Genomic DNA, 19,175 nt, shown 5'->3' on the forward strand with positions numbered 1-19,175 from the left:
TGAGTACGGCGGAACACGTGAAATTCCGTCGGAATCTGGGAGGACCATCTCCCAAGGCTAAATACTCCCTAGTGATCGATAGTGAACCAGTACCGTGAGGGAAAGGTGAAAAGCACCCCGGAAGGGGAGTGAAAGAGATCCTGAAACCGTGTGCCTACAAATAGTCAGAGCCCGTTAATGGGTGATGGCGTGCCTTTTGTAGAATGAACCGGCGAGTTACGATCCCGTGCGAGGTTAAGCTGAAGAGGCGGAGCCGCAGCGAAAGCGAGTCTGAATAGGGCGTTTAGTACGTGGTCGTAGACCCGAAACCAGGTGATCTACCCATGTCCAGGGTGAAGTTCAGGTAACACTGAATGGAGGCCCGAACCCACGCACGTTGAAAAGTGCGGGGATGAGGTGTGGGTAGCGGAGAAATTCCAATCGAACCTGGAGATAGCTGGTTCTCCCCGAAATAGCTTTAGGGCTAGCCTTAAGTGTAAGAGTCTTGGAGGTAGAGCACTGATTGAACTAGGGGTCCTCATCGGATTACCGAATTCAGTCAAACTCCGAATGCCAATGACTTATCCTTAGGAGTCAGACTGCGAGTGATAAGATCCGTAGTCAAGAGGGAAACAGCCCAGATCGCCAGCTAAGGTCCCAAAGTGTGTATTAAGTGGAAAAGGATGTGGAGTTGCTTAGACAACTAGGATGTTGGCTTAGAAGCAGCCACCATTTAAAGAGTGCGTAATAGCTCACTAGTCGAGTGACTCTGCGCCGAAAATGTACCGGGGCTAAATACACCACCGAAGCTGCGAATTGATACCAATGGTATCAGTGGTAGGGGAGCGTTCTAAGTGCAGTGAAGTCAGACCGGAAGGACTGGTGGAGCGCTTAGAAGTGAGAATGCCGGTATGAGTAGCGAAAGACGGGTGAGAATCCCGTCCACCGAATGCCTAAGGTTTCCTGAGGAAGGCTCGTCCGCTCAGGGTTAGTCAGGACCTAAGCCGAGGCCGACAGGCGTAGGCGATGGACAACAGGTTGATATTCCTGTACCACCTCTTTATCGTTTGAGCAATGGAGGGACGCAGAAGGATAGAAGAAGCGTGCGATTGGTTGTGCACGTCCAAGCAGTTAGGCTGATAAGTAGGCAAATCCGCTTATCGTGAAGGCTGAGCTGTGATGGGGAAGCTCCTTATGGAGCGAAGTCTTTGATTCCCCGCTGCCAAGAAAAGCTTCTAGCGAGATAAAAGGTGCCTGTACCGCAAACCGACACAGGTAGGCGAGGAGAGAATCCTAAGGTGTGCGAGAGAACTCTGGTTAAGGAACTCGGCAAAATGACCCCGTAACTTCGGGAGAAGGGGTGCTTTCTTAACGGAAAGCCGCAGTGAATAGGCCCAAGCGACTGTTTAGCAAAAACACAGGTCTCTGCGAAGCCGTAAGGCGAAGTATAGGGGCTGACACCTGCCCGGTGCTGGAAGGTTAAGGAGAGGGGTTAGCGTAAGCGAAGCTCTGAACTGAAGCCCCAGTAAACGGCGGCCGTAACTATAACGGTCCTAAGGTAGCGAAATTCCTTGTCGGGTAAGTTCCGACCCGCACGAAAGGTGTAACGATTTGGGCACTGTCTCAACCAGAGACTCGGTGAAATTATAGTACCTGTGAAGATGCAGGTTACCCGCGACAGGACGGAAAGACCCCGTGGAGCTTTACTGTAGCCTGATATTGAATTTTGGTACAGTTTGTACAGGATAGGCGGGAGCCATTGAAACCGGAGCGCTAGCTTCGGTGGAGGCGCTGGTGGGATACCGCCCTGACTGTATTGAAATTCTAACCTACGGGTCTTATCGACCCGGGAGACAGTGTCAGGTGGGCAGTTTGACTGGGGCGGTCGCCTCCTAAAGTGTAACGGAGGCGCCCAAAGGTTCCCTCAGAATGGTTGGAAATCATTCGTAGAGTGCAAAGGCATAAGGGAGCTTGACTGCGAGACCTACAAGTCGAGCAGGGACGAAAGTCGGGCTTAGTGATCCGGTGGTTCCGCATGGAAGGGCCATCGCTCAACGGATAAAAGCTACCCCGGGGATAACAGGCTTATCTCCCCCAAGAGTCCACATCGACGGGGAGGTTTGGCACCTCGATGTCGGCTCATCGCATCCTGGGGCTGTAGTCGGTCCCAAGGGTTGGGCTGTTCGCCCATTAAAGCGGTACGCGAGCTGGGTTCAGAACGTCGTGAGACAGTTCGGTCCCTATCCGTCGTGGGCGTAGGAAATTTGAGAGGAGCTGTCCTTAGTACGAGAGGACCGGGATGGACGCACCGCTGGTGTACCAGTTGTTCTGCCAAGGGCATAGCTGGGTAGCTATGTGCGGAAGGGATAAGTGCTGAAAGCATCTAAGCATGAAGCCCCCTCAAGATGAGATTTCCCATAGCGTAAGCTAGTAAGATCCCTGAAAGATGATCAGGTTGATAGGTTCGAGGTGGAAGCATGGTGACATGTGGAGCTGACGAATACTAATAGATCGAGGACTTAACCATATAATATGTAGCAATGTTATCTAGTTTTGAAGGAATATGCCTTCATAGTTTGGTGATGATGGCAGAGAGGTCACACCCGTTCCCATACCGAACACGGAAGTTAAGCTCTCTAGCGCCGATGGTAGTTGGGACCTTGTCCCTGTGAGAGTAGGACGTCGCCAAGCAACTAAAAACACGAGTCATTTGATTCGTGTTTTTTTGTGTTTTCTTTTATAATCTATAGTAATAAAAAAATGTGTTTAAATAATTATTATTTTGATTAAATACAAGGGACTGTGGCTAGGATAGTGAATAAGCAAAAGAGTTGCAAATTTTATTAATACGTATATAATTAAAGTCAAAGATAGTCAAAGTCAATAAAGGTGGCGGATAAATGAGAAATATATCTGATATCATTGAGCAATATCTAAAGCAAGTTATTGACTTAAGTAATAATAATGTGATTGAAATCAAAAGAAATGAGATTGCGGATCGATTCGAGTGCGTACCATCTCAAATCAATTATGTAATCAATACCCGCTTTACGTTAGAAAGAGGATTTGTAGTAGAAAGTAAACGTGGTGGGGGAGGTTACATTCGCATTATAAAAGTCAAACTGCATGACGATATAGACATTATTGATCAAATGCTTCATATGATTGATCATAGTGTTGCGCAAGGGAATGCAGAGAGTATGATTATACGTTTAATAGAAGAGGGAATCATAACAAATCGTGAAGCTAAACTTATGTTAAGTGTACTAGATCGTTCTGTGTTATCAATGGATGTTCCTTCTCGAGATGAACTTAGGGCTCGAATATTATGCGCAATGTTAAGAACACTGAAATATAAATAAATACGGCTTTTGTAAAAAAATAACTAAGAGATAATGCAGTTAAATATTGTAGAGGTTTTGAAAAAAGAACACGCACTTTTATTTAAACGAATAAAGGAAAGTGAACAATCTAGTAATGTATGAAAAGTACTATGAGATAGATCGTTCCTGTTGTAAAGGTGGGATAGTGATGACTTGTCAAAACTGTAATATAAGACCAGCAACTTTACATTATACAAAAGTAATCAACGAAAAGAAGACGGAAGTTCATCTTTGTGAGCAATGTGCAGAACAAAGTGGCTATACGTCTTTCTTTCAATCAACGCAGTCAAACTTTTCATTCCATGATTTATTTGCTGGGTTATTACACGGTGAATCAACAATGTTTGAAGAAGGACAAAAGGGGCTTTCGAATACAAGTATATTAAGGTGTCCAGATTGTAAGATGACATATGAGCAATTTACAAAGGTGGGACGCTTTGGATGTGCTTCTTGTTACGATACATTTAAGGAACATTTAAAGCCGTTATTAAAACGTCTTCACGGCGGACATACAGATCATTGTGGAAAAATTCCGGAACGTATAGAAGGAAATATTCACTTAAAGAAAGAATTAGATGAACTAAAACTCATTCTGAAACAATACGTACAGAAAGAGGAGTTTGAGAAAGCTGCTGAAGTAAGGGATAAAATTCGAGGTCTTGAAAATCAGCTTAGTGAGCATAGAGAGGGGGAATAGTTCTATGTCACTGGACAAAATTATGAATGAAGCGATTAGTCCATGGATGAAGGGGGATGGCCCTGATTCTGATATTGTTTTAAGTAGTCGAATACGTTTGGCTCGTAATTTTAAAAAATATCAATTCTCTACTATGCAAAACGAAGAAGAAGCTAAACAGATTCATGAATTATTTAAAAAGGAATTTATAAATAAAACGGTAGAACCTTTTGGAGAGTTTGAACTATTAAAAATGAATGAATTAACGCCTCTTCAAAGGAGAGTATTAGTTGAAAAGCATTTAATTAGTCCTAACCTTGCAGGAACAGAATATGGAGCATGCCTATTGTCAGAAAGCGAACATATTAGTGTTATGCTTAATGAGGAAGACCATATTAGGATTCAGTGCTTATTTTCAGGGTTGCAGTTATCAGAGGCCCTTCAAAGTGCCAATCAAATAGATAATTGGATAGAGGAAGAGGTTGAATATGCTTTTGATGAATCACTTGGATATATAACGAGCTGCCCTACTAACGTTGGTACCGGATTGAGGGCGTCTGTAATGATTCACTTACCGGGACTCGTTTTAACGAAAAGAATTAGCCGTATTATACAAGTAATTCAAAAATTAGGGTTAGTAGTAAGAGGAATATACGGTGAAGGTAGCGAAGCGTTAGGTAATATATTTCAAGTGTCAAATCAAATGACGTTAGGAAAATCTGAAGAAGATATTATTGCAGATTTAAAGAGTGTCATTCAACAGATCATACAGCAAGAAAAAATGGCTAGAGAATTAATTGTACAAAATTCAAGTATTGAGCTTGAAGATAAAGTTTATCGCTCTTATGGCATACTAGCAAACAGTCGGTTAATTCAATCTGCAGAAGCTGCTACTTGCTTATCAGATGTACGACTGGGTATTGATTTAGGATATATAAAAGGTGTATCGAGAAATATTTTGACTGAGCTAATGGTTCTTACACAACCAGGCATTTTACAACAATATGCAGGAGGACCTTTAGGACCAGAAGAAAGAGATTATCGAAGAGCAACCTTAATCCGTGAGCGATTACGTATTGAAAAAAACTAAGCGCAAGTAGGAGGCGATTTCTATGATGTTTGGAAGATTTACAGAAAGAGCACAGAAAGTATTAGCTTTATCTCAAGAGGAAGCAATTCGTATCGGGCATAATAATATTGGAACAGAACATATTTTACTTGGGCTTGTACGCGAAGGGGAAGGAATTGCAGCAAAGGCGTTAATTGCTCTTGGATTAAGTCCAGAGAAAGTTCAAAAAGAGGTAGAAGCGTTAATTGGACGCGGAACAGAAGCTTCTCAAACTGTACATTATACACCGCGTGCTAAAAAGGTTATTGAATTGTCCATGGATGAAGCTCGTAAATTAGGTCATTCTTACGTTGGAACAGAACATATCTTACTTGGTTTAATCCGTGAAGGTGAAGGTGTAGCAGCACGTGTTTTAAATAACTTAGGTGTTAGCCTAAATAAGGCAAGACAACAAGTATTGCAACTTCTTGGAAGTAATGAAGCAAGTTCAGGTCACCAAGGTGGTTCTTCAACAAATGCAAATACACCGACACTGGATAGCTTAGCGCGTGATTTAACAGTTGTTGCACGTGAAAATCGTCTGGATCCTGTTATCGGGCGTGGTAAAGAAATTCAACGTGTAATTGAAGTTTTAAGCCGTAGAACAAAAAACAATCCTGTATTAATTGGAGAGCCTGGTGTGGGTAAAACGGCAATTGCAGAAGGATTAGCACAACAAATTGTAAATAATGAAGTTCCTGAAACATTAAGAGATAAGCGTGTTATGACACTAGATATGGGTACAGTTGTAGCTGGAACGAAATATCGTGGTGAATTTGAAGATCGTTTAAAGAAAGTTATGGATGAAATCCGTCAAGCTGGAAACATTATTCTATTTATTGATGAACTTCATACATTAATTGGTGCAGGTGGAGCAGAAGGTGCAATTGATGCATCGAACATTTTAAAACCATCTTTAGCACGCGGAGAGTTACAATGTATTGGGGCGACAACTTTAGATGAATATCGTAAATATATTGAAAAAGACGCGGCTTTAGAGAGACGTTTCCAACCAATTCACGTTGATGAGCCAAGTCTAGACGAATCAATTCAAATCTTGAAAGGTTTACGTGATCGTTACGAGGCACATCATCGTGTATCTATTACAGATGATGCGATTGATGCAGCTGTAAAGCTTTCAGACCGTTATATTACAGATCGTTTCTTACCAGATAAAGCAATTGATTTAATTGATGAAGCTGCTTCAAAGGTTCGCTTGCGCTCTTATACAACACCACCAAATTTAAAAGAGCTTGAAGTAAAGCTTGAGGAAATTAGAAAAGAAAAAGATGCAGCTGTACAAAGCCAAGAATTTGAAAAAGCTGCTTCCTTACGTGATATGGAACAACGTTTACGTGAAAAGTTAGAAGATACAAAGCGTCAGTGGAAAGAGAAACAAGGACAAGAAAATTCAGAAGTAACAGTAGAAGATATCGCAAATGTCGTTTCCACATGGACGCGTATTCCGGTTTCTAAACTTGCACAAACAGAGACAGATAAATTATTAAACTTGGAATCAATTTTACATGATCGTTTAATTGGGCAGGATGAAGCAGTTGTAGCCGTAGCGAAAGCTGTTCGCCGTGCTAGAGCGGGATTGAAAGATCCGAAACGTCCGATTGGTTCATTTATTTTCTTAGGACCAACAGGTGTAGGTAAAACGGAGCTAGCAAGAGCATTAGCAGAATCTATGTTCGGTGATGAGGATGCAATGATTCGCATCGACATGTCTGAGTACATGGAGAAGCATTCTACCTCTCGTTTAGTTGGATCTCCTCCAGGATATGTTGGATATGAAGAAGGTGGACAGCTAACAGAAAAGGTTCGCCGTAAGCCATATTCAGTTGTTCTATTAGATGAAGTAGAGAAAGCTCATCCTGATGTGTTTAACATTTTACTACAAGTATTAGAAGATGGTCGCTTAACGGATTCTAAAGGGCGTACAGTTGATTTCCGTAATACAATTGTTATTATGACATCTAACGTTGGTGCCGATGCGTTAAAACGTAATAAACATCTTGGATTTAACGTACAAGATGAGAGCCGCGATTATTCAGATATGAAAGGTAAAGTAATGGATGAACTGAAAAAGGCATTTCGTCCAGAATTCTTAAACCGTATTGATGAAATTATCGTGTTCCATATGCTTGAGAAAAAACATATTCAAGAGATTGTAACACTTATGGTGAATCAGTTAGTGAAGCGCTTAAAAGAGCAAGAGATTGAATTGCATTTAACAGAAGGAGCGATTTCAGCCATTGCTGATAAAGGCTTTGACCGAGAATACGGTGCTCGTCCGCTTCGTAGAGCAATTCAGAAACATGTAGAAGATAGACTATCGGAAGAACTTTTAAAAGGTGCTATTGAGAAAGGACAAAAAGTTATCTTTGATGTTGAAGGGGAATCATTTGTCATTCATAGTGCTGAAAAGGTAAAATAAGTATAGACAAACTAAGAGGGCTACGAGATAGCCCTCTTTCTTATACGAGAAGGATAAAATGTTTATAGATGAAAGTGAAGTGAAATATAAAACGATATGGCTAAAAAGAAAACAAAATTCACATGTCAAGAGTGTGGTTATCAGTCACCAAAATATATGGGGAAATGCCCTGGTTGTGGTCAATGGAATACGCTTGTTGAAGAGATGGAACCGGTTGTATCATCAAGACGCCTTAATTATGCCAATGCAATTCAATCGGAAGTAACAAAACCAAGACGCCTAACAGAAGTAGAAACAAAATCCGAGGCACGTATTGAAACGAAATTCCAAGAGTTTAACCGTGTACTTGGTGGTGGGATTGTAGATGGATCCTTAGTACTGATTGGTGGAGACCCTGGGATTGGGAAATCAACATTGTTATTACAAATTTCATCGCAATTAGCAGATTCTTCATATGATGTACTATACATATCAGGTGAGGAGTCAGCAAAGCAGATTAAACTTCGTGCAGATCGTTTGCATGTAAAGGGTAGTAATCTATTTGTTGTAGCAGAAACTGATCTACAGCGAATTGCAGCGCACATTGAAGAGATGAATCCAGCTTTTGTTGTTATTGACTCTATTCAAACGATACATTTACCTGAAGTGACGTCAGCCCCAGGAAGTGTAGCGCAAGTACGTGAATGTACAGCGGAATTAATGAAACTTGCAAAAACGAAAGGAATTCCTATTTTTATCGTCGGACATGTGACAAAAGAAGGGGCAATTGCAGGGCCTCGTATGTTAGAACATATGGTCGATGCAGTTCTTTACTTTGAAGGAGATCGTCATCATACATATCGTATCTTGCGAGCTGTGAAGAATCGTTTTGGTTCCACGAATGAAATGGGTATTTTTGAAATGAAAGAGCTTGGTCTTGCGGAAGTCTTAAATCCTTCTGAAATTTTTCTTGAGGAAAGACCCGTTGGAGTCGCAGGATCAACAGTAGTTGCCTCAATGGAAGGAACAAGACCGGTTTTAGTAGAAATACAAGCATTAATCTCCCCTACTAGTTTTGGAAACCCTCGAAGGATGGCGACGGGAATTGATCATAACCGTGTATCGCTTATTATGGCAGTGCTAGAAAAAAGAACAGGTTTATTATTGCAAAACCAAGACGCATATTTAAAAGTAGCAGGTGGTTTGAAATTAGATGAACCAGCAATTGATTTAGCTGTGGCTTTAAGTATTGCTTCAAGTTTTAGAGATAAACCTACGACACCAACTGATGCAGTAATAGGAGAAGTAGGATTAACTGGAGAAATAAGAAGAGTATCAAGAATTGAACAACGTGTACAAGAAGCAGCTAAATTAGGATTTCAACGTGCTATTATTCCTAGAAAAAATTTGGGGGGATGGACAATTCCGGATGGGATTGAGGTAGTAGGTGTATCTAATTTAGGGGAAGCGCTTCGTTTGACATTAGGAGGCTAGGCTATGGAAGAAAACAAGCAACGTGTCAAAAGTATGATTAATATTTTACAGCTCGTGGCCCCAGGAACACCACTGCGCGAAGGGATAGATAATGTGCTTCGCGCACAAACAGGGGGACTAATTGTTCTTGGATATAATGAACAAATTAAAAGTATTGTTGATGGGGGATTTCACATTAATTGTGCATTCTCTCCTGCTAGTTTATACGAATTAGCAAAAATGGATGGGGCACTTATTTTAAATGAAACTGGAAGTAAAATTTTAATTGCAAATGCACAGTTAGTTCCAGAGGCATCTATTGATTCTATTGAAACAGGTATGCGCCACCGGACGGCAGAGCGTGTAGCAAAGCAGACAGGTAGTCTTGTTGTGGCTATTTCACAAAGACGTAACGTAATTACACTATATCAAGGAAATTTACGTTATACACTAAAGGATATAGGTGTTATTTTAACAAAGGCAAACCAAGCTATTCAAACGTTAGAAAAATATAAGGCTGTATGGAATGATGGTATTACGAATTTGGGCATTCTAGAATTTGAAGAAGTCGTTACAATGTCCGAGGTGGTTCATGTGTTACATAGTGTTGAAATGGTACTGCGGATTAAAAATGAAATATTGAGCTATATTCATGAGCTAGGAACAGAAGGTAGGTTAATCCGTTTACAACTTACAGAACTACTAGCTGATTTAGAGGCAGAGGCAGCGTTATTAATTAAAGATTATTATCAAGAAAAAACACAAGACCATCATCAAATTTTGAAAAAGTTACAAGATCTTGCGAATACACAACTTCTAGAGGATAGCGATTTAGTTAAATTGCTTGGCTATCCAGGACAAATGAGTTTAGAAGAAAGTGTGACGCCGAGAGGATACCGAATCACAAGCAAAATTTCGCGCGTTCCGCCACTTATCATTGAAAATTTAATTAATCGATTTAAGACTTTGCAAGGTGTTTGTCGAGCAACTATTAATGAATTGGATGATGTGGAAGGAATTGGAGAAGTCAGGGCGAAGAAAATACGAGAAGGCCTAAAAAGAATCCAAGAGCATCTCTATATGAGTAGACACAATTAAGAATATTACATTGATTCTATAATATAACGACACTAGAACATTTTTGGTATATGATATGGTATATTGGTAAATAAAACTATTTATAAAAAAACACGTCCGCTTTTGCATTCGGCGTTTTGATTAGCGAAACAATGGTTAATAATGAGTAGGAGGTGGTTGGATGTTAAAACGAATTGTACAGCTCTTCTTTCTAGTAATTGGCGGAGCGTTAGGGATTTACTTAATCCCAAAAGTTATTAATGTATTGGACATGGGTGCTGTTCCTTTATTGGAAGGATCATATGTTCGAGCAATTATTGGTGCAATTATTTTATTTTTAACAACATTTTGGCTTGTAGATTATATTGTTCAACTTATTAAGCATATTGAAGAGGCTCTTGTAAAGGCGCCTGTAGCGGATGTTTTATTTGGTACATTAGGGTTAATCTCGGGTCTTATTGTTGCATATTTAATTTTAATACCAATTCGTGAATTTACAATTCCAGTTATTAGTACAGTATTGCAAGTGTTCTTTACTCTTTTGCTTGGATATTTAGGATTCCAAGTAGGGTTTAAAAAGAGGAATGAATTGCTAGGATTATTTACATTACCACAACGTGGGAAGAAGAAAAATAATAATAGTGAGAATGAAGAAACTGAGGTAGAAGAATCTACAGCTCATTGGAAAATTCTCGATACGAGTGTAATTATCGATGGGCGTATTGCTGATATTTGCCAAACAAAGTTTTTAGAAGGAACAATTGTGATTCCACAATTCGTGTTAGAAGAACTTCAGCACATTGCCGATTCTTCTGATGCTTTAAAGCGTAATCGTGGTCGCAGAGGATTAGATATTTTAAATCGTATTCAAAAAGAGATGCCGATTCCGGTAGAAATTTATGAAGGCGATTTCGATGATATTCAAGAAGTGGATAGCAAACTTGTAAAGTTGGCGAAAATCACTGGTGGAACCGTAGTAACGAATGATTTCAACTTAAACAAAGTTTCTGAATTACAAGGGGTAACGGTGTTAAATATTAACGATTTAGCTAATGCAATTAAACCTGTTGTACTCCCAGGTGAAGAACTGAGTGTTTATGTTGTCAAAGATGGAAAAGAACAAAATCAAGGTGTTGCATATTTAGATGATGGCACGATGATTGTAGTAGAAGATGGTAGAGAATATGTAGGTTCACAACTCAATGTGCTTGTTACTAGTGTATTACAAACATCGGCTGGGCGTATGATTTTCGCCAAACGTAAATTATTAGAAAAAGCATTATAAGTAGAGGATTATTAATATGTATACATTAATTATTCCAGCAGCTGGTCAAGGTAAGCGGATGGGTGCTGGTAAAAACAAGTTGTTCTTACTTATTAATGAAGTACCGATTATTGTGCATACGTTACGTGCTTTTGAAAAAGATAAAGCGTGCAAAAGTATTATTATGGCAATTAACGAAGAAGAACGTCCGTATTTTGAAGAATTAATGCAGAAGTATCCGATTGAAAAGCCAGTACAATTTATTCAGGGCGGAGCCGAAAGACAAGATAGTGTATATAACGCCATTCAGCATACTAGTGATGTTGAGTATGTTCTTGTACATGACGGCGCGCGTCCATTTGTAACGAATAAAGTGATTCAAGATGTATTAACTGCAACGGAAAAATATGGAGCGTCCATTTGTGCGGTACCAGTGAAAGATACAGTTAAGAAAGTAGAGCGGGGTATCGTTGTCGAAACGGTAGAAAGATCTCAGCTTAAAGCTGTACAAACGCCACAAGGGTTCGCTGTTTCTCTTTTGTTAGAAGCTCATAGAAGTGCAAAACAGGGTTGTTTCCTTGGTACAGATGATGCAAGCCTCGTAGAACGTATCGGGAAGCAAGTAGGTGTAGTAGAGGGGAGTTACTATAATATTAAAGTGACGACTCCAGAGGATTTATTAATTGCTGAAAGTTTCCTTCATGTTCAAAAGAAATGACAGTGATGATTATAGCGAAGAAAAGCTCGGCAACAGCCGGGCTTTTCTTTATAAGGATAGCGATATAATATAGAATCATAAAGCTCTGTAGTTTAGCTTGAGGAGGATGTAAAAATGTTTCGAATTGGACAAGGTTTTGATGTGCATGAGTTTGCGGAAGGTAGACCGTTAATTATTGGTGGAATTACAATTCCTCACGAGAAAGGATTAATTGGTCATTCAGATGCAGACGTATTGTTACATACGATTGCGGATGCATGTTTAGGTGCAATTGCAGCTGGGGATATTGGAAAGCATTTCCCTGATACGGATCCTGCTTTTAAAGATGCTGATTCAGCTGTATTGCTGCAAAAGGTTTGGGAATTTGTACGTGAACAAGGTTACGAGCTAGGGAATCTAGATTGTACAATTATTGCTCAAAAGCCAAAGATGGCATCACATATTGAAAGTATGCGTAAACGTATTAGTGAACTATTAGAAACGTCTATTGACAATATCAATGTAAAAGCAACCACAACAGAAAAATTAGGATTTACAGGTAGAGAAGAAGGAATTGCTTCTCAAGCAGTTGTTTTATTACAGAAAAAATAATGGTTTTTAATTCGTAAGATGGATAATCACATTTTTTTGGTGTACAATTATAGAATGTGTTGACATTAAGAATGGAAGGTGTACCAATTATGGAAAAGCAAGTGAGAGTGCGCTATGCGCCAAGTCCAACAGGACACTTACATATCGGAAATGCGCGTACGGCATTATTTAATTATTTATTTGCTCGTCATCAAGATGGTAAGTTTATTATTCGTATTGAAGATACTGATGTGAAACGTAATGTTGCTGGTGGAGAAGAAAGCCAATTAAAATACTTGAAATGGCTCGGTATGGACTGGGATGAAGGTGTTGATGTTGGTGGTGAATTTGGACCATATCGTCAAACAGAGCGTTTAGATATTTATAAAAAATTATATGAAGATTTATTAGAGCGCGGTTTAGCTTACAAATGTTATATGACAGAAGAAGAGCTAGAAGCAGAGCGTGAAGGCCAAATCTCTCGTGGTGAAACACCGCGTTATGCTGGAAACCACCGTGATTTAACTGAGGAGCAAATGAAGGGATTTGAGGCTGAAGGCCGCATTCCGAGTATTCGTTTCCGTGTACCGGTTGATCGCGACTACACGTTTAAAGATATCGTAAAAGATGAAGTTGCATTCCATTCAAATGATTTCGGTGATTTCGTTATCGTGAAAAAAGATGGAATTCCAACTTATAACTTTGCGGTAGCAGTAGATGATCACTTGATGGAGATTACACATGTACTTCGTGGTGATGATCATATTTCAAATACGCCAAAACAAATGATGATTTACGAAGCTTTCGGTTGGGATATTCCGCAATTTGGTCATATGACTTTAATTGTAAACGAAAGCCGTAAAAAGCTAAGTAAGCGTGATGAATCTATTATTCAATTTATTGAGCAATATAAAGAGCTTGGATATCTTCCAGAAGCAATCTTTAACTTTATTGCACTATTAGGTTGGTCGCCAGTAGGAGAAGAGGAAATCTTCTCTCAAGATGAGTTTATCAAAATGTTCGATGCAGCTCGTTTATCAAAATCGCCTGCATTATTTGATTCTCAAAAACTAAAATGGATGAACAACCAATATATGAAAAAGCAAGACTTAGATATGGTGGTAGAGTTAAGTTTACCGCATCTAGTGAAAGCTGGACGTATAGGTGAAACTTTAAGCGAACAAGAACAAGGTTGGATTCGTGATGTAATTGCGTTATATCATGAACAAATGAGTTTTGGAGCTGAAATTGTAGAGCTTTCTGAAATGTTCTTCAAAGATCATGTTGATTATGAAGAAGAAGGACAAGAAGTATTAAAAGGTGAACAAGTACCAGAAGTACTTCGTGCATTTGCGGGTCAAGTAGAAGCACTAGAAGCGATGGAACCAGCAGCAATTAAAGCGGCTATTAAAGCAGTGCAAAAGGAAACAGGTCATAAAGGTAAAAACTTATTTATGCCAATCCGTGTTGCAACTACTGGTCAAACACATGGCCCAGAGCTTCCTAATGCTATTGCACTTCTTGGAAAAGAAAAAGTTTTAAATCGTCTTCAAAAAGTAATTGGTTAACATTTTCTAGATTTAGAAATATAATAAGTATACTTAAAACCTAATAAGGAAAAGCGACGAGAAGGAGAAGTAGAAAATCAGGCTTTTTACAGAGAGAACCACCTTTAGGCTGGAAGTGGTTTATAAGTGGATTTTTGAAATGCCCCTTCGAGTCTTCTGCTGAACAGCGAATTGTTTTGTGAAACGTCTTAGGGCGTAAAGTAAGCAGAAGCGGTGTACACCGTTATCAGAGATGAGTTTGAGGCTTTTTTTAGCCTAAACAGAGTGGAACCGCGCTTATAAGGCGTCTCTGTCAATATGACAGAGGCGTCTTTTTTTATACCGTAAAAGTGGATATGAGTATAAGTTTTATCCCTGTGTATAAAGATTTAGGGGGATAAGTAGGGAGTAAAGGGAGAGTTAGTTCACTCGAAAAAGCAGCCCATAAAGGGGAGGGAACATCGATGTTTAAGAGGCTTCGGGAAGATATTGAAGTCGTTTTTGAACAGGATCCAGCGGCAAGAAGTTATTTCGAAGTCATTTTGACTTACTCTGGATTACATGCAGTTTGGGCCCATCGAATTGCACATGCTTTTTATAAAAAGAATTTCTTCTTTATTGCACGTTGGATCTCACAAGTTAGTCGTTTCTTTACTGGTATTGAGATTCATCCAGGAGCAACAATTGGCCGTCGTTTTTTCATAGACCATGGAATGGGGGTTGTAATTGGAGAAACGTGCGAAATTGGTGATAATGTAACGATTTATCAAGGTGTTACATTAGGTGGTACGGGTAAAGAAAAGGGGAAGAGGCATCCTACAATTCAGGATAATGTATTAATTGCAACAGGTGCTAAAGTACTAGGTTCTATTACAGTTGGAGAGAATTCTAAAATTGGAGCAGGGTCTGTCGTATTAAAAGAAGTGCCTGCACATTCTACAGTTGTAGGTATACCTGGCCGAGTCGTTATTCAAAATGGAGTAAAGATCGGTCAAGAATTAAATCATTCTGACCTTCCAGACCCAATTTTTGATAAGTTAAAGGTCATGGAAGTAGAACTTGATAAATTGAAAAAACAACTTGAAGTAAAGGTAGAAAGGAAGGATAAAAATGACTATTCACATTTATAATACGTTAACGCGTCAAAAGGAAGAGTTTACTCCATTAGAAGAAAATAAGGTAAAGATGTATGTGTGCGGACCTACAGTTTATAACTATATTCACATTGGGAATGCAAGACCACCTATGGTATTTGATACGGTACGACGTTATTTAGAATATAAAGGGTATGATGTGCAGTATGTATCTAACTTTACTGACGTAGATGATAAATTAATTAAAGCAGCAAATGAATTAGGTGAAGATGTGCCTACAATTGCGGACTGTTTCGTTGAAGCGTATTTTGAAGATGTAACGGCACTAGGTTGCAAACATGCAACAGTTCATCCGCGTGTAACGGAAAATATGGATATCATTATTGAATTTATTCAAGAACTTGTGAATAAAGGATATGCATATGAATCAGAAGGTGATGTGTACTTTAGAACGAAGGAATTCGAAGGGTACGGTAAATTATCGCATCAACCAATCGCAGACTTACGTCACGGTGCGCGCATTGAAGTAGGAGAAAAGAAACAAGACCCTCTTGATTTTGCTTTATGGAAAGCTGCGAAAGAAGGAGAAATCTTCTGGGAAAGCCCTTGGGGGAAAGGTCGTCCAGGCTGGCATATTGAATGCTCTGCAATGGCACGTAAATACTTAGGAGATACAATTGATATTCATGCTGGTGGTCAAGATTTGGCATTTCCTCATCATGAGAATGAAATTGCGCAGTCTGAGGCGTTAACAGGAAAAACATTTGCACGTTATTGGATGCACAATGGATATATTAATATTAATAATGAGAAGATGTCTAAGTCACTGGGGAACTTCATTTTAGTTCACGATATCATTAAGCAATATGATCCGCAGCTAATTAGATTCTTTATGCTATCGGTACATTACCGTCACCCAATTAATTTCAGTGAAGAGTTATTACAAAGTACAAATAACGGACTAGAAAGAATTAAAACGGCTTACGGTAACTTAAAACACCGTATGGAAAGTAGTACTGAGTTAACAGATCATAATGAGAAATGGTTAGCAGAACTGGAAAAATTCCAGACTGCATTTGAAGAAGCGATGAATGATGACTTCAACACTGCTAATGCAATCACTGAGTTATATAATGTAGCAAACCATGCAAATCAATATTTACTGGAAGAACATACGTCTACAGTTGTAATTGAAGCATACGTAAAACAACTTGAAATATTATTTGATATTTTAGGATTAGAATTAGCGCAAGAAGAGTTGCTTGATGAAGAAATTGAGGTACTTATTCAAAAGCGCATTGAAGCACGTAAAAATCGGGATTTTGCATTATCAGATCAAATTCGCGATGATTTAAAAGACCGTAATATTATTTTAGAAGATACCGCTCAAGGTACAAGATGGAAAAGAGGATAAGAATGATTGATGCAAAGCAATTAAACAGCTTAGCGTTAGCATATATGGGTGATGCGGTATATGAACAATATATCCGCTATCACCTACTTCAAAAAGGTAAAGTTCGTCCTAATCAATTGCATCGATTAGGGACAAGCTTTGTTTCGGCAAAAGCACAGGCGAAAGTTGTTTATCATTTATTAGAGATAGCATTTTTAACAGAGGAAGAAGAGGCGGTACTAAGAAGAGGGCGTAATGCAAATTCAGGTACTGTCCCGAAAAATACGGATGTACAAACATATCGATATAGTACAGCCTTTGAAGCACTAATTGGCTATCACCACTTATTAAATAATCGTGAAAGATTAGACGAAATTGTATATAAGGCAATTGCTGTTTTAGAAGAGAAGGAAGGGGGCACATCATCATGAGTAGTGAATATATTATTGGCCGTAACCCTGTAATTGAAGCGTTACGATCAGGAAGAGATATTAATAAAATTTGGATCGCAGAAGGTGCTGCCAAAGGACAAGTACAAATTGTACTGGCACTAGCGAAAGAAAATAAGGTTATTTTACAACATGCACCAAAGAAGAAGTTAGATCAATTAGTTGAGGGGAACCATCAAGGTGTAATTGCTCAAGTGGCTGCGTATCAATATGCTGAGCTAGAAGATCTATTTAAAGTAGCGGAGAAGCGTAATGAAGATCCATTCTTCTTAATTTTAGATGAAATTGAAGACCCGCATAACCTAGGTTCTATTATGCGTACTGCGGATGCAACAGGAGCTCATGGAATTATTATTCCGAAGAGAAGAGCTGTGGGACTTACAGCATCAGTTGCGAAGGCATCGACTGGAGCAATTGAATATATTCCTGTTGCACGTGTAACGAATTTATCTCGTACAATCGATGAATTAAAAGAACGTGGACTTTGGATTGCTGGTACAGATGCAAAAGGGAAAACGGATTACCGTAATTTAGATGGTAAAATGCCGATTGGATTAGTAATTGGAAGTGAAGGAAAAGGTATGAGTCGTATTATTGGTGAAAAATGTGATTTCCTAATTACTTTACCGATGGTCGGTAAAGTTACATCCTTAAATGCTTCAGTAGCCGCAAGTTTGTTAATGTATGAGGTATATCGTAAGCGTCACGAAATTGGTAAATAAAAAATGAACGATATTTTAATCGTTGACGGTTACAACATTATCGGAGCTTGGGGAGATTTGAAGAAACTACGGGATGTAGATTTGCAATCATCAAGGGATGCACTGATTGATAAGATGGCGGATTACCAAGGATACACAGGTACAAAGGTAATGATAGTCTTTGATGCTTATACAGTCCAAGGTATTGAAAAAAAGATGAAACAATCGCGTGTGGAAGTCATATTCACGAGGAAGAATCAAACTGCAGATGAAAAGATAGAGCAGCTTGCGATTGAACTTAGAAATATAAATACGCAAATATATGTTGCGACTTCTGATTATACGGAACAATGGGTTATATTTGCGCAAGGTGCTCTTCGGAAATCTGCACGTGAATTAGAGTTGGAAGTACAAGCGATGGAGCAACAAGTAAGAAGGCGTACACAAGACACAAAAGAAAAGCAACCCGCCATGCGAAAGATATTTAGTAAAGATATTACAGAAAAATTAGAAAAATTAAGAAGAGGAGAGCGTTGAAGCATTGACGCTCTTTATCTTTTTACTGTATAATATTGCTAAATAAATAGCGGTCGGAGGGATCAAGGTGGAAGCAGGCTTCGTAAGTGTAGGCGACGTTACATTTCGTGATTTAGAGGATGAGGCAATCGTTGAGTTAGTTCGAAAAGGTAATACTGACGCTCTAGAATATTTGATTCACAAATATAAGAACTTTGTTCGCGCGAAATCAAGATCTTATTTCTTAGTGGGTGCCGATCGAGAAGATATTGTTCAAGAAGGTATGATTGGATTGTTTAAAGCGATTCGTGATTATAAAGAGGACAAGCTGTCTTCATTCAAAGCATTTGCTGAACTGTGTATCACTCGACAAATTATTACCGCTATTAAAACAGCAACAAGGCAAAAACATATTCCGTTAAATTCATATGTGTCTTTAGATAAGCCGATTTATGATGAGGAATCTGATCGGACATTATTAGATGTTATTTCGGAAGCAAAGGTAACGGATCCTGAAGAAATGATTATAAGTCAGGAAGAATATACAGACATAGAATCTAAAATATCTGAATTATTAAGCGATTTAGAAAGAAAAGTGCTTTCTTTATATCTAGATGGTCGTTCTTATCAAGAGATTTCGGAACAGTTAAATAGACATGTGAAATCTATTGATAACGCTTTACAGAGGGTGAAGCGGAAATTGGAACGATATATGGAAATGAGAGAGAGTACCACTTTAAATTCATAACAAATGCTACAGGTGTAAAAAATCACCTGTTTTCTTTTTGTAGAGAGTGCAAAAGGCATG

16 protein-coding genes, 2 rRNA genes and 1 other annotated feature (1 of these 19 running past the window's edge) are annotated in these 19,175 nt (G+C 39.0%); all 18 genes read left to right on the plus strand.

Features of this window, described 5'->3' with window-relative positions:
• Positions 1-2,506, plus strand: a 23S ribosomal RNA gene (locus KZZ19_RS00500) (it extends 415 nt beyond the left edge of the window).
• A gap of 48 nt (positions 2,507-2,554) precedes the next feature.
• Positions 2,555-2,670: ribosomal RNA gene (rrf, locus tag KZZ19_RS00505) — 5S ribosomal RNA — on the plus strand.
• 209 nt (positions 2,671-2,879) lie between these two features.
• Positions 2,880-3,341, plus strand: coding sequence for a transcriptional regulator CtsR (ctsR, locus tag KZZ19_RS00510; RefSeq protein WP_001244563.1), 462 nt, complete (start codon positions 2,880-2,882; stop codon positions 3,339-3,341).
• A gap of 169 nt (positions 3,342-3,510) precedes the next feature.
• The gene (locus KZZ19_RS00515) at positions 3,511-4,059 is read left to right on the plus strand and encodes a UvrB/UvrC motif-containing protein (protein WP_237982898.1); all 549 of its coding nucleotides are present in this window, start codon (positions 3,511-3,513) and stop codon (positions 4,057-4,059) included.
• 4 nt (positions 4,060-4,063) lie between these two features.
• Complete coding sequence (locus KZZ19_RS00520; protein WP_098343377.1) at positions 4,064-5,128, plus strand: protein arginine kinase; 1,065 nt, start codon at positions 4,064-4,066, stop codon at positions 5,126-5,128.
• Positions 5,129-5,150: 22 nt separating this feature from the next.
• Positions 5,151-7,586 (plus strand): ATP-dependent protease ATP-binding subunit ClpC, encoded by a 2,436-nt coding sequence (gene clpC, locus KZZ19_RS00525; RefSeq protein ID WP_098343376.1) that lies wholly within the window; start codon positions 5,151-5,153, stop codon positions 7,584-7,586.
• 96 nt (positions 7,587-7,682) lie between these two features.
• The gene (gene radA, locus KZZ19_RS00530) at positions 7,683-9,059 is read left to right on the plus strand and encodes a DNA repair protein RadA (protein WP_001085204.1); all 1,377 of its coding nucleotides are present in this window, start codon (positions 7,683-7,685) and stop codon (positions 9,057-9,059) included.
• Positions 9,060-9,062: 3 nt separating this feature from the next.
• Positions 9,063-10,136, plus strand: coding sequence for a DNA integrity scanning diadenylate cyclase DisA (gene disA / locus KZZ19_RS00535; RefSeq protein ID WP_000392165.1), 1,074 nt, complete (start codon positions 9,063-9,065; stop codon positions 10,134-10,136).
• A 160-nt stretch (positions 10,137-10,296) separates the two neighbouring features.
• The gene (locus tag KZZ19_RS00540; RefSeq protein ID WP_088094803.1) at positions 10,297-11,400 is read left to right on the plus strand and encodes a PIN/TRAM domain-containing protein; all 1,104 of its coding nucleotides are present in this window, start codon (positions 10,297-10,299) and stop codon (positions 11,398-11,400) included.
• Between the two features lie 16 nt (positions 11,401-11,416).
• Entirely contained in the window at positions 11,417-12,097 is a 681-nt protein-coding gene (gene ispD, locus KZZ19_RS00545; protein WP_237982314.1) for a 2-C-methyl-D-erythritol 4-phosphate cytidylyltransferase, read from the plus strand.
• 114 nt (positions 12,098-12,211) lie between these two features.
• The gene (gene ispF / locus KZZ19_RS00550; RefSeq protein ID WP_237982313.1) at positions 12,212-12,688 is read left to right on the plus strand and encodes a 2-C-methyl-D-erythritol 2,4-cyclodiphosphate synthase; all 477 of its coding nucleotides are present in this window, start codon (positions 12,212-12,214) and stop codon (positions 12,686-12,688) included.
• A gap of 89 nt (positions 12,689-12,777) precedes the next feature.
• A complete protein-coding gene (gene gltX, locus KZZ19_RS00555; RefSeq protein WP_237982312.1) occupies positions 12,778-14,235 on the plus strand; it encodes a glutamate--tRNA ligase in 1,458 nt (485 codons plus the stop codon).
• Between the two features lie 47 nt (positions 14,236-14,282).
• Positions 14,283-14,529: a binding site (T-box leader), on the plus strand.
• A 149-nt stretch (positions 14,530-14,678) separates the two neighbouring features.
• Positions 14,679-15,344: a serine O-acetyltransferase gene (cysE, locus tag KZZ19_RS00560; RefSeq protein WP_000476500.1), complete on the plus strand. Its 666-nt coding sequence runs from the start codon at positions 14,679-14,681 to the stop codon at positions 15,342-15,344.
• Positions 15,325-16,722, plus strand: coding sequence for a cysteine--tRNA ligase (gene cysS, locus KZZ19_RS00565; protein WP_237982311.1), 1,398 nt, complete (start codon positions 15,325-15,327; stop codon positions 16,720-16,722). Before cysE ends, cysS begins: the two co-directional genes overlap by 20 nt.
• Positions 16,723-16,724: 2 nt before the next feature.
• Positions 16,725-17,132 carry a Mini-ribonuclease 3 gene (locus tag KZZ19_RS00570; RefSeq protein ID WP_237982310.1) on the plus strand — a complete coding sequence of 136 codons (408 nt, stop codon included), beginning with the start codon at positions 16,725-16,727 and terminating at the stop codon, positions 17,130-17,132.
• Complete coding sequence (gene rlmB / locus KZZ19_RS00575) at positions 17,129-17,872, plus strand: 23S rRNA (guanosine(2251)-2'-O)-methyltransferase RlmB (protein ID WP_000093762.1); 744 nt, start codon at positions 17,129-17,131, stop codon at positions 17,870-17,872. The genes KZZ19_RS00570 and rlmB overlap by 4 nt, the downstream gene beginning before the upstream one ends.
• Positions 17,873-17,875: 3 nt before the next feature.
• Positions 17,876-18,388, plus strand: coding sequence for an NYN domain-containing protein (locus KZZ19_RS00580; RefSeq protein ID WP_000997888.1), 513 nt, complete (start codon positions 17,876-17,878; stop codon positions 18,386-18,388).
• A 67-nt stretch (positions 18,389-18,455) separates the two neighbouring features.
• Positions 18,456-19,115 (plus strand): RNA polymerase sporulation sigma factor SigH, encoded by a 660-nt coding sequence (locus KZZ19_RS00585; protein WP_000387198.1) that lies wholly within the window; start codon positions 18,456-18,458, stop codon positions 19,113-19,115.
• Positions 19,116-19,175: the final 60 nt, after the last annotated feature.

The sequence above is a fragment of the Bacillus thuringiensis genome, from assembly GCF_022095615.2.
In the GTDB taxonomy this organism is placed as follows: domain Bacteria; phylum Bacillota; class Bacilli; order Bacillales; family Bacillaceae_G; genus Bacillus_A; species Bacillus_A cereus_AG.